Raw genomic sequence first — 18,698 nt, forward strand, 5'->3', positions numbered from 1 at the left:
GACCTGTTGTGGGTGATCTTCACCCGAGAGGGTGACAGGCCCTGGCGCGAGCGACGGTCACTGGGCCAGCGAGGGGTGGTCGCGCCAGGCCGGCATGGTCGCCATGTAGGCGCGGGTCTGCGCCTCCACCTCGGCGCGCGTCGCGCCCGGGCTGCGGCGCTCCTGCCACGAGACCATGCGCTCGAACCGCTCGTCGAACGACTGCAGCGCACCGGTCTCGTCAGTGCAGTACTGGCAGTACCGGCCCGACTCGATCGGCATGCCACAGCTCTCGCACGCGGCGGCGTGGACGTGGTCGTTCTGCGTGGTGGTGCTCATCGTGCTTCTCCTTCGTGGGGGTGGTGCAGGTCGGTGGCGGTGCTCGTAGCCGCGGGGGGTGACGCGCGAGGGCCAGCGTCGTGGGCGCCCAGGGCCGCGGTCTGAGCCGCGTCGTCGGCCGCGAGCAGGTCGCGCAGGTCGGCGAGCAGGCGGTCGCGCTGCTCGCGGGGCAGGAGCGCGGCGGCGCGGCCGACGAGTGCGGGGGACAGGACGCGGCGGTCGGCGGCGAGGCGGTCGAAACCCTCGCCGGTGAGCCACACGAGCGTGCGGCGACGATCGGCGGGGTCGCGCTCGCGGGTGAGCAGTCCGTCGCGCTCGAGGTGCGTGACGATCTCGCTCACGACGGACTGCGCGCGGCCGAGGTGGCGAGCGGCCTCGCCGACCGTCAACGGGCCGGACATCGCCAGGTGCTGGAGCACGGCGCGCGAGGCTCCCGCGAGCTCGGAGCGCGGCTCGTCGCGGCGGTGGAACCGCAGGTAGGCCCGCTGGAACAGGTCCTCGAAGCGGGTGCCGAAGTCGTCGGACGGGGTGGTGGTCGGGCTCATACGGCCACCGTCGTCCAGGACCGATCCATCGTCAATCCCGATGGATCACCCGCGTGCGCGTCACTCGCAGGCGATGCCGTCGTCGTCGCGGTCGAGGCCCGAGCGGTAGCCCGGATCGCCCCGGTGCAGCGGAGCGGCGCCCGCCGCACGCGCCTGCGCGCAGCTCGCGTAGTACACCTCGCCATCGCCTGTCGACAGCGGTGGTGGGGGCGTCGGCTCGGGCGCACCGGACGCGGCGGGCGTGCCCACCGTCGGCGCGCCCGCGGAGGGCAGCTGCTCGTCGGGGCACGTCGCGAGCACGCGGGCGATCGCGTCGCGCTCCGCCTGCGTCACCCAGAGCCCGTACGCGTGCTTCACCGCGACCTGCCGCGCGACGTACGCGCACCGGAAGGCACGGTGGGGTGGCAGCCACGTCGCGGCGTCTCCGGCGCCCTTGCTCTGGTTGAGCGGGCCGTCGACCGCGAGCAGGTTCAGCGGGTCGTTGCCGAACGACTCGCGCGTCGCCGCGTCCCAGCGCTGCGCGCCCTTCTGCCACGCGTCGGACAGCGCGACCACGTGGTCGATCTGCACGTCGCCGGACGTCGCCTGCCCGCGGACGAAGCCGATCGTGCGGCCCGAGTACGGGTCGACGAGCGTGCCGGACTCGACGACGCACCCGTCGCCGCGCACCGCCTGGTCCACCAGGTCGCGGCGCAGGATGTCGTTGCGCGTGTCGCACCCGTTGCGGTCGAGGTCGACCGCTCGGTAGGCGAACAGCTCACGGTCGTACCCGGTCTGCGGCGCCCGGCCCTTGACCTCGAGGAGCGCGAGCGTGGCGAGCGCGGTCGGGGTGGTGGACGCCGAAGGGGCGGTGCCGGGTGCGGAGTCGCCCGGCGCGGACGGGCCGGCCGCGGGGGAGTCGGGCGCGCTGCTGGCCGTCTCGTCGGACGACGGGGGAGCCGGTTGGCCCGTGTGGACGTCGGTGGGACCGGGCGTGCTCGTCGTGGCAGGACCTGCGGGCGCGCCGCTGGCGGCCCCGAGGGACCCGCACGCACCGAGGACGACGAGGCCGACGAGCACCACGAGGCCGACGAGCACGACGGCGACGGACGACGACTGTCGCGCGGACCGGTGTCGCCACCGGTGCGCGGACCCACCGTCGAACGGCTTGCCGCGCATCGCACCCATGCCCTGACATCGGCAGTGGAGCGCGTGCGCCCGAGCCGATGGCGGTGTGATCTGCGCGCTTGGCGAGCCGCCGTCCACGCCTTCTCAGGGCCAAGGCCAGCGCCGGCCCGGGCGGGGGTTGGGGGCAGGGCATGTGCCGCGGTAGCGCGGATACCCGTCGAGCGGATACCCGTCGAGCGGTGCCGGTGATCGTCTGGTTCGCGGTGCCGGGCTCTCTGGCGCGATGGGTCGCCCCCTCAGGTGTCCGGGGGTGGGTCCGGCAGCAGGGGTGCGGCGAAGCCGTCGCCGACGACGAGCAGGCTCGCGCGCGTCAGGGGGCGGGATCCGAAGCGCTGCGCGAGGTCGTCCGTGGTGCGGTCGAGGTCCTCGTGCGAGCGGTCGAGCGGGAGGGCGGGCTGCACGACGGCGTCGCTGCCCAGCCCGGTCAGGGCCACGCCGACGAGAGTGATCCCACGCTCCGCGACGAGCTCGCGCGCCGAGTCCAGCAGCGTCAGCGCGGCCGCGCGCAGCTCGTCGGACGAGGCGGTGCCGAACGCGAGCGAGCGCGACCTCGTCGCGCGCGAGAAGTCCGCGAACCGCAGGCGTAGGACCACCGTCCGCGCCGTGCGGCGCCCTGCTCGCAGGCGGCGGCACACGCGGTCGACCAGGCCCAGGAGCGCGGCTCGCACCGCGTCGGGGGAGTGCGGTCCGCGGCCGAGCGCGCGTTGCGCTCCGACGGAGCCGCGCGCGCGGTCGGTCACGACGCGCTCGGGCGTGCGGCCGTGCACCACCGCGTGCAGGTGCGACCCCGTGGCGGGTCCGAGGACGGCACGCAGCACGCCCTCGGGGAGGTCCGCGACATCGCCCGCGGTGCGCAGCCCGAACGCGCGCAGCTTCGTCGCGGTGGTCTCACCGACTCCCCACAGCGTCTCGACGGGCAGCGGGTGCAGGAACGCGGCCTCGTCGTCCGGCGGGACCAGGAGCAGCCCGTCCGGCTTCGCGACGCGGCTGGCGACCTTGGCGAGGAACGGCGTGCGTGCCACGCCGACCGTGATCGAGAGCCCGACCTCGTCGCGCACGCGGGCCCGCAGGCGTGCGCCGAGGTCGACGGGCGGGGTCGGGTCCACCCGGCGCAGGCCGCGCACGTCGAGGAACGCCTCGTCGATCGACACGCCCTGGACCTGCGGGGTGGTGTCGCGGAAGATCGCGAACACGGCTTCGCTCGCCTCGACGTATGCGTCGAACCGCGGCGGCACGACGATCAGGTCCGGGCACAGCCCGCGCGCCTGCCGACCGCCCATCGCGGTGCGGACGCCGCGGCGCTTCGCCTCGTACGACGCCGCGAGGATCACACCGCCGCCCACGGCGACGGGCCGCGCGCGCAGGCGGGGGTCGTCGCGCTGCTCGACCGATGCGTAGAACGCGTCGAGGTCGGCGTGCAGGATCGTCGCGCGCCCCGCCGGCCCGCTCTGAGGAGTGGTCACGAACACATGTTCGAACCTGCCACTGACAGAGTTTGACGTCCACCCTTGCTCCAGGGCCGTGCCCGGACGTGGCCGCGGCGACGACCCGCCCGGTGGGGCCGGTCGTCGCCGCGGTGGTGCCCGACGCGGGGTGGCGTCAGATGTGCATGGGCGTCAGTGCCTCGTAGTCCTCGACCGAGCCGTCCTTGAGGACGACCTCGATGATGGCCCGCCCCAGCGGGTCCAGGTCGTCGGTGAGGTACTGCTCGAGCTCGGACTTGAAGAACGCGTTGATGATCGCCGCGCCCTCGTCGTACGCCTCGAGACCGACCTGCGACTGCATCTCGGGCGCGAGCCACGTGGGCCGCACGAGCTGACCGTCGACCTTCATCTCACGCAGCGTGTAGCCGAACAGCGAGCAGCGCGCCGGCGTGAGCTGGTCGCGACGCATCCGGCCGCCACCGCGACGGGCGAGGTACTCGCGGGTCATCCACTCGGCCGCGAAGCCCACCTGGTAGGCGCCGATGTGCTGGTTCGGGGTGAGCACGTAGCGCGTGCGGGACGCGTCCACGAGCTGACGGAGCAGCAGGTTCGCCGCTGCGACCTTGGTGCCGGTCGAGAACGGCCAGTACGAGCCGACGCCCTCGGACACCATGCCGCCGTGCTTGATGACCTTGTTCTCGGACTTCGTCTCGCCGATCGACGGGTTCTTGTCGCCGCGCGGCGCGATCAGCCGCCACACCCAGGCGAGCGCCGGGGGCACGAAGTGCGTGACGCCCATGATCCCGTAGGACGGCTTGTCCCGCGTGCACGCCGGCATGCGCACGCCGAACGTGCGGACGTCGACGTGCTCCGGCTCGGACAGCACCCCGCGGATCATCGAGCGGTCGATCACGACGCGCGGGTTCGGGCACGGCTTGCCCGTCGAGTCGAGCGTGTGCTCCCACGGCAGGGCCGTGGCGTCGGGCACGCCCTGGATGTTGAAGAACACGAGCGGCTTGTCCGGGTGGATGCACGCGCGCTCGAAGTTCGTGTCCTCGCCGTACGACCGCAGGTTGTCGACGCGCACGAACCAGCCGGCCTCGGCGTCCGCGATCACGAGACGACCGTCGGTGTCCTGCAGCGACGCGTGGCACAGCGTCATGTCGTCGGTCACGGGCGCCAGGGCGCTCGACTCGGCGAGCGTGATGACGTACGGCTCCTTCGTCACGACGTTGGTGCCGAGCAGGATGCGGCCGTCCTCCTGACGACGGAACTCCTGGCACATCTCCGACTTGCCGCCGCCCGACGCACCCTCGTGCATGATCACGGTCTCGTTGTCGTACGGCGTGGTCACGCGCACGGCCGAGGCGTGCGCCGTGATCCAGCCCTCCGACTCGCCGATGTCGAGCAGGACCGAGAACACGCCCTTCTTGGCGCTCGGGCCCGGGTACAGGTTGTACGCGAACACCTCGTGCAGGTCGGGCGTGCGGTCGTGCACGACGACCTGGCGGCCGCCGAACGCGGTGTGCCGGAACGGGGGAGCGACGTACAGGATCGAGCGCGGCGTGAACTCGCCCAGCTCGTCGAACGTCACCCAGCCCTGCAGGTCGACGAGCGCGACCGCGAAGAACGCGGCGTTGACAGGCACGAGGGCCACCGACGGGTAGCCGAACGTCGGACCGCCGGCCTTGAACGGCACGACGACGAGGTCCTGCTCGCCGAGCCAGTCGAGCGTCGCGGTCTTCGTCGGGGCGAACTCCTCGCCGAAGACGTCGCGGTAGCGCGGCTTGTCCGTCGGGAGGTCGTCCGCGATCCGCATGCAGTCCGGGTCGCGCCGGCGCATGTAGTCCTCGGGGTAGTTCACCGCCATGCCGTTGCGGCACCGGGTGACTGTCGCCTCGACGATGCGGCGCATGCCCTCGTCGGTCGACACGTCGTAGGCGACCTCGTGGATCGGGCCGCCGACCGGGCCGAGCGCGAGCTGGTAGAGCTCGTCGCGCGTCTGCGGGACCAGGACCCGAGGGCTGGACTCGACCGCGGCGCGCACCGCGGGCGGCAGGTGGACAGCGGACAGGGCTGAGACGGCGTCCACGGGCGCTCCCTTCGTCGGGGACCCGACCCGTGGACGAGCAGAACACCAGGGCGAGGTCCGCACTTGACCTGGAGATTACGTCCGGCGGATCCGGACAACCCGGGACCTGGGTCACATGCACCCGCCGCGCCGCAGGTCGGGGCGCGGCTGCAGATCGGGGAGCAGCACGACGTCGTCGGGATGCTCGAGCCGGCCCGGGACCTAGGGCGGGCGAGACGGACACGGTCGGGGTCTACGTTCGCGACCATGGCCGATCCCCGCGGGTTCCTGCGCGTCCGGGGCCGTGAGCTGCCCGCCGACCGTGCCGTACCGGTGCGCATCCTCGACTGGGCCGAGGTGCACGAGCACCCGACCGGCGACCCCGAGGCGCTCGCGCTGCTGCACCGGCAGGCGGGGCGGTGCATGGACTGCGGCGTGCCGTTCTGCCACCACGCGTGCCCGCTCGGCAACCTCATGCCCGAGTGGAACGACCTCGCGTGGCGCGGGCAGTGGCTCGACGCCGCCGACCGCCTGCACCTCACGAACAACTTCCCCGAGGTCACCGGACGGCTGTGCCCCGCGCCGTGCGAGTCCGGGTGCGTGCTCGGGCTCAACCAGGAGCCGGTGACGATCCGCCACGTCGAGCTCAGCATCGCCGAGGAGGCGTTCGCCCGCGGCTTCGTCGTTCCCGTGGTGCCCCAGCGGATGAGCGGTCACACCGTCGCGGTCGTCGGCTCCGGGCCCGCCGGCCTGGCGGCAGCGCAGCAGCTCACGCGCGCGGGCCACACCGTGAGCGTCTACGAGCGCGCGACCGCGCCCGGTGGGCTGCTGCGGTTCGGCATCCCCGAGTACAAGCTGCCCGCGGACGTCGTCGAGCGGCGGATCGACCTCATGCGCGCCGAGGGCACCGTGTTCCGCTGCGGCGTCGAGGTCGGCGTGGACGTCACCGGTGCCGAGCTGCTCGCGCGGCACGACGCGGTCGTCGTGACCGTCGGCTCGACCGTCCCGCGCGACCTCCCGGTGCCCGGCAGGTCGCTGCGCGGCGTCCTGCCCGCGATGGACTACCTGGTGCCCGCGAACCACGCGGCCGTCGGCGAGCCCGTCCCCGGGGCGCCCGTCGCGACCGGGCTCGACGTCGTCGTCGTCGGCGGCGGGGACACCGGGGCGGACTGCGTCGGGACCGCCGTGCGCCAGGGCGCCCGGTCGATCACGCAGCTCGAGATCCTGCCCGAGCCGCCGCACGAGCGGCCCGCCGAGCAGCCATGGCCCACGTACCCGACCGTCTTCAAGGTCTCCACCTCGCACGAGGAGGGCGGCACGCGCGTCTTCGCCGTCAGCACGCAGGAGGTCGTCGGCGACGACGAGGGTCGGGTGGCCGGTCTGCGTCTCGTCGAGGTCGAGCGCGTCGACGGGCGCTTCGAGCCCGTGGCGGGCACCGAGCGCGTCCTCCCGGCGCAGCTCGTCGTCCTCGCGCTCGGCTTCGTCGGGCCGGAGCGCGGCGCGCTCGCGGACGCTCTCGGGCTCGACGTCGACGCGCGCGGCGCGTTCGTGCGCGACGACGAGTTCGCGACCTCGACACCCGGTGTCTTCGTGGCCGGCGACTGCGGCCGCGGGCAGTCGCTCGTCGTGTGGGCGATCGCGGAGGGTCGCGCCGCGGCCTCGTCGGTCGACCGCTACCTGACCGGCGCCACGGCGCTCCCGTCGCCGGTCACCGCCTCCACCATCTCGCTGCGCCCGTAGCTCGCCGCCCGTCCCGCTCCGGGCGCTCCTGAGCGTGGCCCACGCGGCGCGAGGCAGCGAATGCGCAGGCTGTGGCGGCGGCATCCGCGAGCAGGTGCTGGGTCGGTGCGGTGGGGCGTGTCGGTGGGGGCGGGCACCATGGGGGTGTGGAAGTCGAGTTCGAGGCCGCGCTGCGCCTCTGGGACGCACGCAAGCACGACTCGTGGACGTTCGCGGACCTGCCGACGGACGTGGCCGACGAGATCGCCGACGCCGCCGAGGGGGTCTCCCGAGGGTTCGGGTCGGTCCGCGTCGAGGTGACGATCGGGACGACGACCTGGCGCACGTCGATCTTCCCGGGCGCGGAGACCTACGTGCTGCCGCTCAAGGCCGCGGTCCGCCGCAAGGAGTCGATCGAGGCGGGCGACGTCGCACGCATCCGGCTCCGCCTCGTCGACCTGCCGTGACCGAGAGATGCGTGACCGAGAGATGCGTGACCGAGAGCTGCCGTGAGCGAACGCTGCCGTGAGGGAACGCTGCTCAGGTGAGGGTGCTGCCAAGCAGTGACGGGCGTCTGGATCGGCCGCTAGCCTCGAGCGGGTGACCCGTCGCCGCACGCGCCTCACCGCCCTGCCTGTCCGCTCTGCTCTGCCCGTGGCCGCCCTCGTCGTCGGGCTCGTCGGGCTGGTGCCACCCGCGCACGCGGCGGAGCCCGCGCAGGGCCCCGGACTGACGGACGGCTCGGTGGTGTCCGACGGCGTGGTGGTGTCCGACGGCGTGGTGTTGTCGGACGGCGTGGTGTTGTCGGACGGCATGGCGTCGTCGGACGGTTCGTCGGGCGCGGCGGCCGTCGCGGCCTCGCCGCGGCTGACGCAGAAGCTCTACCTCGACCCCGACACGCAGGCCGCCGCCGCGGTCGACGCCGCGCGCGCCGCGGGCCGGACGTCGGTGGCGAAGCGGCTCTCGCTCATCTCGACGGTCCCGCAGGCCCGGTGGTTCGGCGACTGGACGACGGTCGGCGCGACCCGTTCGGAGGTCGCCGGCTACGTACGAGCGGCGCGCGCGAAGTCGCAGACGCCGGTGCTGGTGCTGTACGCGATCCCTGGTCGGGACTGCGGCCTGTACTCGGCGGGCGGCTTCACCGAGAAGACCTACCCGCGCTGGATCACGCAGGTCGCCAAGGGGCTGACCGACGGTGCGGTCCGCGGGTCGTCGCGCGCGCTCGTCGTGCTCGAGCCCGACGCGCTCATGCTCGACTGCGACGACGACGCGGCCGACGCCCGCCGCGACCGGCTCATCCGCAACGCGACCAAGGAGCTCGCGGCGACCGGCGCGTGGGTGTACCTGGAGGCGGGAAACGCGCGCTGGCGCACCCCGGCGGACACCGCGAAGCGGCTGCGCGCCGGCGGGATCGCCTACGCGCGTGGCTTCGCCACGAACATCTCGAACTTCGGCTTCACGACGAGCGAGAAGGCGTACGCCGCCAAGGTCGCCGCCCGGCTCGCGGCCGCCGGCGTGTCGGCGTCGCACCGGCACTACGTGATCGACACGTCGCGCAACGGCCGCGGCCCCATGGCGGACGGCGAGTGGTGCAACCCGCCGAAGCGCGGTCTGGGCGCGCACCCGCGGACCTTCACGAGCGGCGGCGCGCTCGACGCGCTGCTGTGGATCAAGCTCCCCGGCGAGTCCGACGGGCCGTGCCACGGCGCACCCGGAGCGGGGCAGTGGTGGGAGGCCGGCGCGCTCGAGCTCGTGAAGTACCGCCGCACCTAGTCGGGGGCGCGCGGGGCGCGGACACGGCCGGGCCGGGCGTGGCAGGCTGGGCGCGACGACGACCAGGAGGCCGCGATGGCGCTTGTGACCTGCCACTTCTTCTCCGACGTGCTGCAGGTCAGCACCGCGATGACCGTGCTGCTGCCGCAGGCGACCAGGTCACAGATCGGCCTGAGCGGCGTGGCCGACGACGCGCCGCCACCCGTGCTCTACCTGCTGCACGGCTTGTCCGACGACGAGACGATCTGGACCCGTCGCACCTCGATCGAGCGGTACGCCGCCGAGAAGGGACTCGCGGTCGTCATGCCGCGCGGCGGGCGGTCGTTCTACGCCGACGAGGTCCACGGCGGCGCGTACTGGACGCACCTGACGCAGGAGCTGCCCGAGCTGGTCTCGTCGTTCTTCCGCGTGTCGACCCGACGCGAGGACACGTTCGTCGCCGGTCTGTCGATGGGCGGCTACGGGGCGCTCAAGTGGGCGCTGCGCGAGCCCGGTCGGTTCGCGGCGGCCGCGTCGCTGTCCGGTGCGCTCGACATCGTCAGCGACCAGGGTCTGCGCTCCGTCGTGCCGCAGGTGTGGGGCGGCGGCCCGCCCGGCACAGGCGACGACCTGCTCGGCCTGGTCGCGGCAGCGGACCCGGCCGCGCTGCCCGCGTTGTCCGTCGCGTGCGGCACCGAGGACTTCCTGCACGCGGCCAACCTGCGCTGGCTCGACGCGGCCCGCGCGCGCGGCATCGACGTCCGCACCGACGTCGACCGTGCCGGCGACCACGACTGGGGGTACTGGGACGCGACGATCCAGGACGTGCTCGACTGGCTCCCGATCCGGGGCCGCTGAGGGTCCCTCGGGAGCGCGTCTCAGGAGGACGGCAGCGGTCGGCCCAGCCCGCTCGCACGCTGGACCCGTCGCAGCACGGCCGCACGCACGGCCGACTCGGTGCCGATCACGCGGATCCGCTCGCGTGCGCGCGTCACCGCGGTGTACAGCAGCTCGCGCGTGAGCAGGGGAGACGTGGCCGCCGGGAGCACCACGCTGACGCGCGTGAACTGACTGCCCTGTCCGCGGTGCACCGTCATCGCGTGCACGCTCTGCGCGGGCGGCAGCCGGTGCGTCGCGACGAGCCGGTGCGCGCCGGGGGCGCCGAACGCCACCGCCACGCCGTCGGCGGTCGCGACGACGACGCCCGTGTCGCCGTTGTAGAGCCCCGTCGACCGGTCGTTGCTCGTCACCAGCAGGGGCCGGCCGGGCGGGAACGGCGCGGCCGACCGGCCACCCGTCTCGTGCGCCACCCAGTCCTCCGCGACCGCCGACCAGTGCGCGACCCCGGCCGGACCGCGGCGGTGCGCGAGCAGCAGGCGGTGCGCGCCGAGCGCGAGCAGCGCCGCGTCCGCGTCACCCGCGCGCGCCGCCGTCACGAGCGCGCGACCCACTGTGCGCACCTCGTGCTCGAGCGTGGCGACCTCGCGCGCCGTCGGGACGTCCCCCGCGGTCTCGACCCACTCGATCGCGTCCCCGCCCGCGCGCAGCAGGGCGACCGCGCGGTCGGCGTCGCCGTCACGGATCGCGCGGGCGAGCGCGGCCAGCTCGGAGCCGAACCGGTGCTCACGCGTGAGCTCGACGACACCGCGCGGCAACGACGCGACCAGGTCGCCGAGCACGGCGCCCGCCTCGACGCTCGCGAGCTGGTGCGGGTCGCCGACCAGCACCACGCGCGACGTGGGGCGCACGGCCTCGAGCAGGCGGGCCATGAGCGGCAGCGACATCATCGAGCACTCGTCGACCACCACCACGTCGTGCGGCAGTCGCTGGCGTGCGTCGTGCCGGAACCGCGTGCTGCTGCCCGGCCGGGTGCCCAGGAGCCGGTGCACGGTGCTCGAGCGCAGCTCACCGGTGCGCTCGCGGTCCTCGTCGTGCGCGAGCGCGCGCAGCTCGTCGTTCACCGACTCCTGCAACCGGGCAGCGGCCTTGCCCGTCGGCGCCGCCAGGGCCACCCGCAGCCCCGGCCCGGCGACGTCCTGCAGCGCCGCGACGAGCCGCGCGATCGTCGTCGTCTTGCCCGTGCCCGGGCCCCCGGTCAGGACCGTCAGGCGCGAGGTCGCGGCCGCCCGGACGGCCGCGCGCTGGCGTTCGTCCTGCTCCTGCGGGAACAGCCGACGCACGGCCGCCTCGAGGCGTGCCTCGTCGACCGGGAGCGGCGCGAGCCGGTCGGTGACCTGCGCGCGGACCTCGACCTCGTCGCGCCAGTAGCGGTCGAGGTACAGGCGCCCGCCGGCCCAGCGCAGCGGTCGGTCGGCGGGCCCGTCCGCACCGTCCGCGACCGCGGCGCTCGCGCGCACGGCGGCCGGCCACCCGGTCGGCTCGGGCCACGGCAGCTCGTCGACGAGGCGTCCTTCGCTCGCCGCGGCCGACGGTTCGTCGGCCGGCTCGTCGTCCGCCGGCTCGACGACCGTCCCGGGTGCCGCCGCGAGGTCGACGCACACGGAGCCCGCGCGCAGCGCCCGGACGGTCAGCGCCGCCGCGAGGTGCACGCGCTCGTCGTCCTCGCCGCACAGGCCCGCGACGCGACGTGCGACGTGCACGTCCGCCGAGGTCAGCACGCGTGCGGCGACGAAGGGCGCGAGAAGGCCGTGAACCCGCCAGGGCACGTCGGGCGATGCGTCGAGGGAGTTCGTCGTGCCGGTCAGCGACGCGCCGGCGAGCGACGTCGCGCTCAGCGCGCTCGGATCGGTCATCGGGCACCCGCCAGCAGGTCGGAGAGGTCGAGCACGAGAGCGGTCGGTGGACGCCACGCCAGGACACCGGTGGGCGTCGGACCGCCGGGTCCGTCGACGACGGGCGTCTCCGGGCCGAGCATGCCCCGCACGAACAGGTAGAGGCCGCCGCCGAGGTGCACGTGCGGGTCGTAGTCGCGCACGCGCCAGCGCAGGAACCGGTGCAGGGCGGCCGAGTACAGCAGGAGCTGCAGGGGGTAGTGGTGCTCGACCATCGCGTCGACCAGGCTTGCGGGACGGTAGTCCCACGCGCTGAGCGGCTGCTCCCACGACCCGAGCCGGTTCGTCTTGTAGTCGACGACGAGGTGCGTGTGCTGCCCCGGGACGTCCGGGGCGGGCACGCGCAGCACCGCGTCGATGCTGCCGGTGAGGTAGCCGCGCAGGCTGCTCGTCGACAGCGCCGGGTCGTCGAGACGGTCGGCGTAGTCGACGAACGGGTCGGTCGGGGTCAGGTGCGTGCGCAGGAGCGCGCCGATGCCGCGCAGCGTCCCGGCTCGGCGGGCCACACCGTCGCCGCCCGCGAGCGGGAGCTCGAAGTCCAGCTCGGGCAGGCGGTCGGACGGGGCGATCTCGGCGAGCGAGCGCCCGCCTGCGAGCGGGCCGAGCGGCGTGCGCAGCGAGGGCAGCAGTGCCGCGGCGAGCGCGTCCGGGCCGCCGGGCAGCGCACCGCCCGGGTCGGCCTCGGCGCAGCGGACGGCGACCTCGGCGGCGAGGTCCGGTGCACGCGTGTCGACGTTCTCGAGCACGTGGTGCACGAGCGTGCCGAACGTGGTGCCCGCGGGCAGGTCCGCCATCGGCGAGGCGAACGCGCGCAGCGCGAGCTCGTCAGGCGGGACCTCGGCCTCGTCGGTCGACTCGGCCCGCTCGCGGCCCGTGCCCGTCGCGTCGGGCTCGTCCTGCAGACCCGTCACCTCCGGCTCGGACGACGGTGCGTGGTGGCGCGCGTCGTACGGCGCGGAGGTCAGACCGGTGTACGACGTGCGGCGCCAGCCCGTGTCGAGCGTGCGCCCCAGCCGGGCGAGCTCGAGCGTGGGCGGATCGACCGGCTCGGGCACCCAGCGCGCAGCCGCCCGCGGCGCGGTCATGACCTCGTGCACGAGCGCCCCGCCCGTGGGCGCGGCCAGCGCGGTGAGCGCCTCGGCGACCGCGTCGTCGCTCGGGACCGGCACGACCGCGGGTGCGGGCGTCCCGTCGGCGGTGCGCGGCGCCAGCAGCAGGCGGGACAACGGGCTGCGTTCGGCGTTGCGGCTCGGTGCCCACCACACGACCACCTGGCTGTGCGCGCGTGTGAGCGCGACGTACGTCAGGCGCAGCTGCTCGCCCGCTTCGTCCTGCTGGTGTGCGATCACCCCGTCGTCGTACCCCGGGCTGCCCTTGCCGCCCACGTGGAGCGTGCGGGTGTCGTCGCGGTGGAAGCGCAGGACCTGCGGGTCCGACCGCACCCAGGTGTCCCATGCGAACGGCACGAGCGTCACCGGGAACTGCAGCCCCTTGCTCGCGTGCACGGTGATGACCTGCACGGCCGCCGCGTCGGTCTGCAGCCGCCTGCTGCGTTCCTCGGCGTAGTCGCGTGCGGCCTCGTCGATGCGCGCACGTAGCCACTCGAGCAGCGCGGTCGCGCCGAGCCCGTCGCGCACGGCCTGCGCGTGCAGCGCCTCGCCGACGTGGCGCAGGTCGGTCAGCTCGCGCTCGCCGTCCTGCGTGCGGATGACCCGCTCGCGCATGCCCGTGGCCGCGGCTGCCTCGAGCAGCGCAGCCACGCCGTGCGACGCGAGCGTGCCCGACCACGTGCGGACGCGCTCCGCGAGCAGGTCGCGCGCGTCGTCGTCGGCCAGCGCGAGCTCGGCCGCCGTCCAGCCGAGGAACGGCGTGAGCGCCGCGCCGCCCGCGAGCCGCGGGTCGTCGGGCCGGGCGAGTGCCGACAGGAACGTGAGCCAGTGCTGGGCCGCGCGCGTGTCGAACACGCTCGCCAGGCCCGAGATCACGGCGGGCACCCCCGCGGCCCCGAGCGAGCGCTGCACCGCGCGCGCGTCCTTGTTCCTGCGCACGAGCACCGCGATGTCGGCGGGTCGCACGGGGCGCGCGTCGCTCCCGTCCGGCGCCGTGATCCGGTGCGTCGTCAGGGTCTGCACCACCTGCGCCGCGACGTCGGCGTAGAGGAGCTCGCGCAGCGGGCCGATCGCCGGGAGCTTCGTCACGCCCAGCGCCTCGCGGGTCACCTGGCGGAGCAGCACGGGTGGGCCACCGGCGAGGCGCCGTCCCGTGCGCTGGGCCTCGACCGGCCGCACGACGATGCGCGGGTCGCCCAGCGCGGCGCCCTGCAGCAGCGGGCGCAGTCCGGCGAGCACCGCCGGGTCGGCACGGTGGTTGCGCGCGAGCGTCGCCTGGCGCGCGCTGCTCGCCGCGACGAGGTAGGTCACGACGTCCGCACCGCGGAACGCGTAGATCGCCTGCTTCGGGTCGCCGATGAGGATGAGCGTGCGGTGCGCGTGGAACGCCGCGCGCAGGATCTCCCACTGCGTCGGGTCGGTGTCCTGGAACTCGTCGACCATGACGACCCGGAACGCCGTGCGCACGCGCTCGCGCGCGTCGCGACCCGTGTGCTCGTCGGTCAGTGCCCGGCGCAGGAGCGTCAGCAGGTCGTCGTAGTCGACGACGCCACCGGCGCGCTTGCGCCGCTCCATCTCCTGCACCGCGACCTGCGCGAACCGGTACCGGTCGTACGCGGGCGTGCCCGGCTCGGCGTCCGACGGCTCGAGGTCCGCGACCGGGTCCGAGATCGCGGCGTGCGCGAGCTCGCGCGCGTCGGCGATCGAGACGAGCGGCGACGCCTCCGGCGCGTACTTGCGCAGGTACAGGTCGTCGACGACCTCCGCCTCGAGGTCGGCGACGTCGGGCAGCAGGGTCGCGTCGTGGTCGACGTCCGCGGTCGTGCCGAGCATCGCGAGCATCTGCTGGCAGAAGCCGTGCGTCGTGGTGATGGTCGCGGCGTCGAACTCGGCGAGCGCACGCGCGAGCCGCGCGCGTCGGACCTCGACCTCGTCGGGACCTGCGTCCGCGAGCAGGGCGACGACGTCGTCCGACGAGGAGCGCGCGTCGTCGGACCGCAGCGCACGCTCGACCTCCACGAGCCGCGAGCGCACGCGGTCGCGCAGCTCGGTGGTCGCGGCGCGGCCGAACGTCACGAGCAGCAGCTCCGGCAGTCGGACGTCGAGCTCGGCGACGTACCGCACCGCCAGCGACGCGATCGTCCACGTCTTGCCGGTCCCGGCGCTCGCCTCGAGCACCACGGTCTCGACCCCGGGCAGCGGACCGCGCACGTCGAACACCGGGACCTCGGGCCGAGGGGCGTCGGGCACAGGGCCGGCAGGCACGGGACCGTCGGGCGCCGTGCGCTCGCGGTCGGTCGTCACGGCGCCTCCTCGAAGGTGTCGGCGACGAACACCTCGCGCCACACGCGAGACGCGAGCGCGCCGAACCGCGTGGCTTCCTCGGGCCGGGCAGCGCGGTCGGCGGGCGTGGGCTCGCCCAGCGCGTCGGTGAGCTCGAACCCCTCGCCCCAGGCGAGGAGGTGGTACGGGTCGACGCTCTCGAACCCGCCCCGCCCGTTCTCGGCGGCCTCGGGCGTGCCCAGCTCCGCCCGGGCGGCGGACAGCGCGACGCTCGTCGAGTCGCGCTCCCAGCGCTTGCGGGCATACACGTGGCTCGTCTTCGTGAGCAACGGGATCGGCTCGCGCAGCGCCTCGTCGCGGACCGCCAGCAGCTCGGCGAGCACCGCGACCGCGTGCTCGGGTGCGGGCGCGCGCAGGGTCGTCGTGGTCGCACCGGCGCGCCCGCGGCCGACCGTCACGGCCGAGCGCACCGCGGGCCGCGAGCCCGCGTCGTCGCTCGCGACGAGCGCGAGGAGCTGCACCCAGGAGCGCAGCACGTGCTTCGCCGAGAGCTGCGAGAAGACGGCCCGCACCAGACGACCGCCGTGCACGCCACGGACCGTGCCGGTGAGCTCACGGCCCGCGACGGTCACGCGGACGTCGTACGTGGCCGGGTCGGCGGTCAGGAACGGGTCGACGGCCTCACGGATCGGCACCGCGTCGTCGAGGATCCGGGTGAGCGTCGCGCCGCCCAGCTCGCGCGGCGGCAGGTGACCCCGGCGTCGCTCGGCGTCCGCGGCGGTGGCCAGGTCGGCGCCCTCGAGCGTGGCCGTCAGCAGACGGTCCCCGATGCTCCAGCGCGCGAGCGGGGCGAGCTCGAGCGGCATGCGGTCGTCGAGCTGCGGGGTGTCGCTCGGGAGCTGCACGCCGAGGCGTTGCGTGAAGAACGCACGGGGCGCGTGCTCGAGCACGCGGACGAGGTCCTCCAGGTCGTACGCGGTGCCCGCGTCGGCAGGGTCCGGCAGGGGCGTGGGCACGAGCGGGCCGGCCGGGACCCGCGGACGGATGAGGGCGCGCGCAGCGGCGAGGTCGAGCTCGTCGAAGCCGAACGGGCCGGGCCGGCCCAGTGCGCCGGGCTCGAAGACGCGCGGGTCGACCGGCTGCAGCGGGTGCTCGACCACGAGCGACCGCCGCGGGCCGTCGGACGCGGGCATCTCCTGGGCCGTCGCCGTGGCGCCGAGCGCGTCGAGGAGCTCGCCGACGGGCACGCAGGGTGGCCGGTGCGCACCCGTGCGCTCGTCGGCGCCCGTGTAGAGGACCACGAGGTGGTCGGTCGCGCTGGTCACCGCGTCGAGGAAGAGCTGGCGGTCCTCCTGCCTGCGGTCCCGCTCCCCGACGAGCGGGTCCCGGGCCAGCACGTCGTCGCCGTCGCGGCGACCGCCGCGCGGGAAGGCCCCGTCGTCCATGCCGAGCAGCACGACGACGCGGTGCGGCACCGCGCGCATCGGCGCGAGCGAGCACACCGTGAGCGCCCCGGTGCGGAAGCCGGCGCGCGTGGGCCGGCCCGCGAGGCGCGGACCGAGCAGCGCGACGACGTCGGGCAGCCGCAGCGCGCCGTCGTGCCCGGCGGCGTCGGCCCGGGCCTCGGCGAGCACGCGGACGGCCTCGTGCTGCTGCCACCGGTCGGCCGGGGTGACCGCGGTCAGGAGCACGAGCGCGCGGTCGAGGGCGTCGAACCAGTGCGTCGCGGGGTGCGCACCCGCCAGGTCGGCGAGCACCGCGGTGAGCCGGTCCAGCAGCTCCGCGACGCGGCCGACGAGCACCACGTCGGACGAGCCGACGTCGTCGACCGGCAGGACCGCGCCGACGAACCGCTGACCCTCCTCGGCCATCGCGACGCCGAGCAGGAGCCGGTCGAGCGCCGCGGACCACGTGCCCTGCGGCACGGCGCCCAGGTGGAACCGAGCCCGCCGCTCGACGTCCTCACCCCAGTGCACGCCCGACTCGAGCGCCCACGCCCGCAGCCGGTCGAGCGCCTCGTCGTCGAGCGCGAACCGGCGCCGCACGGGCTCCTGGCCGGCGAGGTCGACGACCGCGGACGCGGTGACGCGCGAGTCCGCGAGCTCGAGCAGCGCCGCGACGACGGCGAGCACGGGGTTGGCGCGCACGGGCGAACGGTCGGCGATGCGGACGCGCAGCGTCCGTCCGGGGTGCTCGGGCGCGGCCGACGCCGCGGGCCCACCGGGCCCCGGGACCTCGGGCGTCGGGCCGAACACCGCGTGGACGAGCGGGGCGAACGCCTCGACGTCCGGGCACAGGACGATGACGTCGCGCGGTTCGAGGGTGGGGTCGTCGGCGAGCAGCCCGACGACGACGTCCCGCAGCACCTCGACCTGCCGGGACCGCCCGTGGCACGCGTGCACCTGGACGGAGCGGTCGTCGGACCCGGCCGGCCGGGGCGGGACCGAGCCGTCGGTCGCGTCCGCGTGCAGCCGCGTCTGGAGCTCCCCGAGCAGGGTCGGCGCAGGAGGCGGCGCCGCGACTTCGGTGACCAGTGGCTGGTACGCCTTGACGCGCGCCGCGAGCTCGACCGCGTCGTTCGCCATCGACCGGAGCATCGGGTGCCGGGCGACCGGCGGGCGCTCGCGCCTGCGCTGCGTCGCGCCGAGAGGGCCGATCGCACGCCACAGGGTCAGGGACGGCGCCGGGAGCCACAGGTGCACGTCGCGCTGCTGGGCGAGCGCGGCGAGGACCGTCAGGTGCCCGGCGGGCAGCGCGGTCGGGCCGAACACGTGCAGCCGGTCCGGCAGGTCCACGAGCCCGGGCTGCTGGACGAGCCGCGCCGCCGCCGCGTCGAGCCGCACAGCGGGCGGCGGGCCGAGGCGCTCGACCAGTGCCCGCCACAGCACCGGCTGCCACGCGAGGTCGGCGGGCAGCGGCGCGCCCGCTCCGTCGTCGTCCACACCCGCGGTCCACGACCGGGCCAGCGCCGGACGTCGCACGTCGTACGCGACGAGGAGCCGTGCGAGCCGCTGCGCGAGATGCATCCGACGGCCCGCGCGCAGCTCGTCGCCGCTCGGCACGGGTGAGGCCGGCGACGACGGCGCGCCGCCACGAGCGCCCAGGTGCCGGGCGACGGTCCGCAGCCACGGCGACGCGGCGTGCTCGTCGATCACGGCGAGCACGTGCCACGCGAGGTTCTCCGGCCGCCACGGGTCGGCGTCCCACGCGACGCCGCCGGTCGCGGCGAGGACGTCGGCCACGACGCGCGCGGGGGAGTCGAACCGGACGTTCGCGCACACGCCGTCCTCCGCGCCGCCGGCCCCCAGCCGGTGTGCGAGCCGTTGGCTCACCCACCGCTCGACGCCCCGCGTCGGCACGGCGACGAGGTCGGCCGTGAACGGGTCCGCGACGGGCGCCGCGAGCTCGTCGGCCAGCGCGGCCACCAGTGCGTCCGCCCGCTCGGCGACGTGCACGCGCAGCCCACCCGGCCGACTCGTGGCGGCCTCGCCGTCGCGGTTGCCGCCCTCGTCGTCCAC

The 18,698-nt window shown here is 75.2% G+C and carries 12 protein-coding genes; 4 read left to right on the plus strand and 8 right to left on the minus strand.

The window, feature by feature from the left end; all coding sequences use genetic code 11:
* Positions 1–57: 57 nt before the first annotated feature.
* From CGE01nite_RS02025 to CGE01nite_RS02045, 5 genes are all read right to left on the minus strand, one after another.
* Positions 58–318: a zinc ribbon domain-containing protein gene (locus CGE01nite_RS02025; RefSeq protein WP_141368678.1), complete on the minus strand. Its 261-nt coding sequence runs from the start codon at positions 316–318 to the stop codon at positions 58–60.
* The gene (locus CGE01nite_RS02030; protein ID WP_141368680.1) at positions 315–863 is read right to left on the minus strand and encodes a MarR family winged helix-turn-helix transcriptional regulator; all 549 of its coding nucleotides are present in this window, start codon (positions 861–863) and stop codon (positions 315–317) included. Before CGE01nite_RS02030 ends, CGE01nite_RS02025 begins: the two co-directional genes overlap by 4 nt.
* Before the next feature lie 60 nt (positions 864–923).
* Complete coding sequence (locus CGE01nite_RS02035) at positions 924–2,030, minus strand: GmrSD restriction endonuclease domain-containing protein (RefSeq protein ID WP_229747456.1); 1,107 nt, start codon at positions 2,028–2,030, stop codon at positions 924–926.
* 236 nt (positions 2,031–2,266) lie between these two features.
* A complete protein-coding gene (dinB, locus tag CGE01nite_RS02040; RefSeq protein WP_218022588.1) occupies positions 2,267–3,493 on the minus strand; it encodes a DNA polymerase IV in 1,227 nt (408 codons plus the stop codon).
* 136 nt (positions 3,494–3,629) lie between these two features.
* Positions 3,630–5,546, minus strand: coding sequence for a DUF4914 family protein (locus tag CGE01nite_RS02045; RefSeq protein WP_082156478.1), 1,917 nt, complete (start codon positions 5,544–5,546; stop codon positions 3,630–3,632).
* 246 nt (positions 5,547–5,792) lie between these two features.
* Between CGE01nite_RS02045 and CGE01nite_RS02050 the strand changes: the two genes are divergently transcribed.
* The 4 genes from CGE01nite_RS02050 (at position 5,793) to CGE01nite_RS02065 (ending at position 9,854) form a co-directional block, all read left to right on the plus strand.
* Entirely contained in the window at positions 5,793–7,265 is a 1,473-nt protein-coding gene (locus tag CGE01nite_RS02050) for a glutamate synthase subunit beta (protein ID WP_048343917.1), read from the plus strand.
* A 146-nt stretch (positions 7,266–7,411) separates the two neighbouring features.
* Entirely contained in the window at positions 7,412–7,711 is a 300-nt protein-coding gene (locus CGE01nite_RS02055; RefSeq protein WP_048343918.1) for a DUF1905 domain-containing protein, read from the plus strand.
* A gap of 133 nt (positions 7,712–7,844) precedes the next feature.
* The gene (locus tag CGE01nite_RS02060; protein WP_141368684.1) at positions 7,845–9,017 is read left to right on the plus strand and encodes a glycoside hydrolase family 6 protein; all 1,173 of its coding nucleotides are present in this window, start codon (positions 7,845–7,847) and stop codon (positions 9,015–9,017) included.
* A gap of 75 nt (positions 9,018–9,092) precedes the next feature.
* Positions 9,093–9,854 carry an alpha/beta hydrolase gene (locus CGE01nite_RS02065; protein WP_048343919.1) on the plus strand — a complete coding sequence of 254 codons (762 nt, stop codon included), beginning with the start codon at positions 9,093–9,095 and terminating at the stop codon, positions 9,852–9,854.
* Positions 9,855–9,874: 20 nt separating this feature from the next.
* Here the strand turns inward: CGE01nite_RS02065 and recD are convergent, their stop codons facing one another.
* The 3 genes from recD to recC are packed head-to-tail and all read right to left on the minus strand — an operon-like array spanning position 9,875 to position 18,698.
* Positions 9,875–11,749 (minus strand): exodeoxyribonuclease V subunit alpha, encoded by a 1,875-nt coding sequence (gene recD, locus CGE01nite_RS02070; RefSeq protein WP_141368686.1) that lies wholly within the window; start codon positions 11,747–11,749, stop codon positions 9,875–9,877.
* Complete coding sequence (locus CGE01nite_RS02075) at positions 11,746–15,201, minus strand: UvrD-helicase domain-containing protein (RefSeq protein ID WP_307722625.1); 3,456 nt, start codon at positions 15,199–15,201, stop codon at positions 11,746–11,748. The genes recD and CGE01nite_RS02075 overlap by 4 nt, the downstream gene beginning before the upstream one ends.
* Complete coding sequence (recC, locus tag CGE01nite_RS02080; protein ID WP_229747455.1) at positions 15,198–18,698, minus strand: exodeoxyribonuclease V subunit gamma; 3,501 nt, start codon at positions 18,696–18,698, stop codon at positions 15,198–15,200. Before recC ends, CGE01nite_RS02075 begins: the two co-directional genes overlap by 4 nt.

Source organism: Cellulomonas gelida, from assembly GCF_006538725.1.
Taxonomy (GTDB): Bacteria; Actinomycetota; Actinomycetes; order Actinomycetales; family Cellulomonadaceae; genus Cellulomonas; species Cellulomonas gelida.

Bases quoted from the DNA above. Each gene is read 5' to 3' on its own strand.
- CGE01nite_RS02025 (WP_141368678.1), bottom strand. From the start codon at position 318: ATGAGCACCACCACGCAGAACGACCACGTCCACGCCGCCGCGTGCGAG.
- CGE01nite_RS02030 (WP_141368680.1), bottom strand. From the start codon at position 863: ATGAGCCCGACCACCACCCCGTCCGACGACTTCGGCACCCGCTTCGAG.
- CGE01nite_RS02035 (WP_229747456.1), bottom strand. From the start codon at position 2,030: ATGGGTGCGATGCGCGGCAAGCCGTTCGACGGTGGGTCCGCGCACCGG.
- CGE01nite_RS02050 (WP_048343917.1), top strand. From the start codon at position 5,793: ATGGCCGATCCCCGCGGGTTCCTGCGCGTCCGGGGCCGTGAGCTGCCC.
- CGE01nite_RS02065 (WP_048343919.1), top strand. From the start codon at position 9,093: ATGGCGCTTGTGACCTGCCACTTCTTCTCCGACGTGCTGCAGGTCAGC.
- recD (WP_141368686.1), bottom strand. From the start codon at position 11,749: ATGACCGATCCGAGCGCGCTGAGCGCGACGTCGCTCGCCGGCGCGTCG.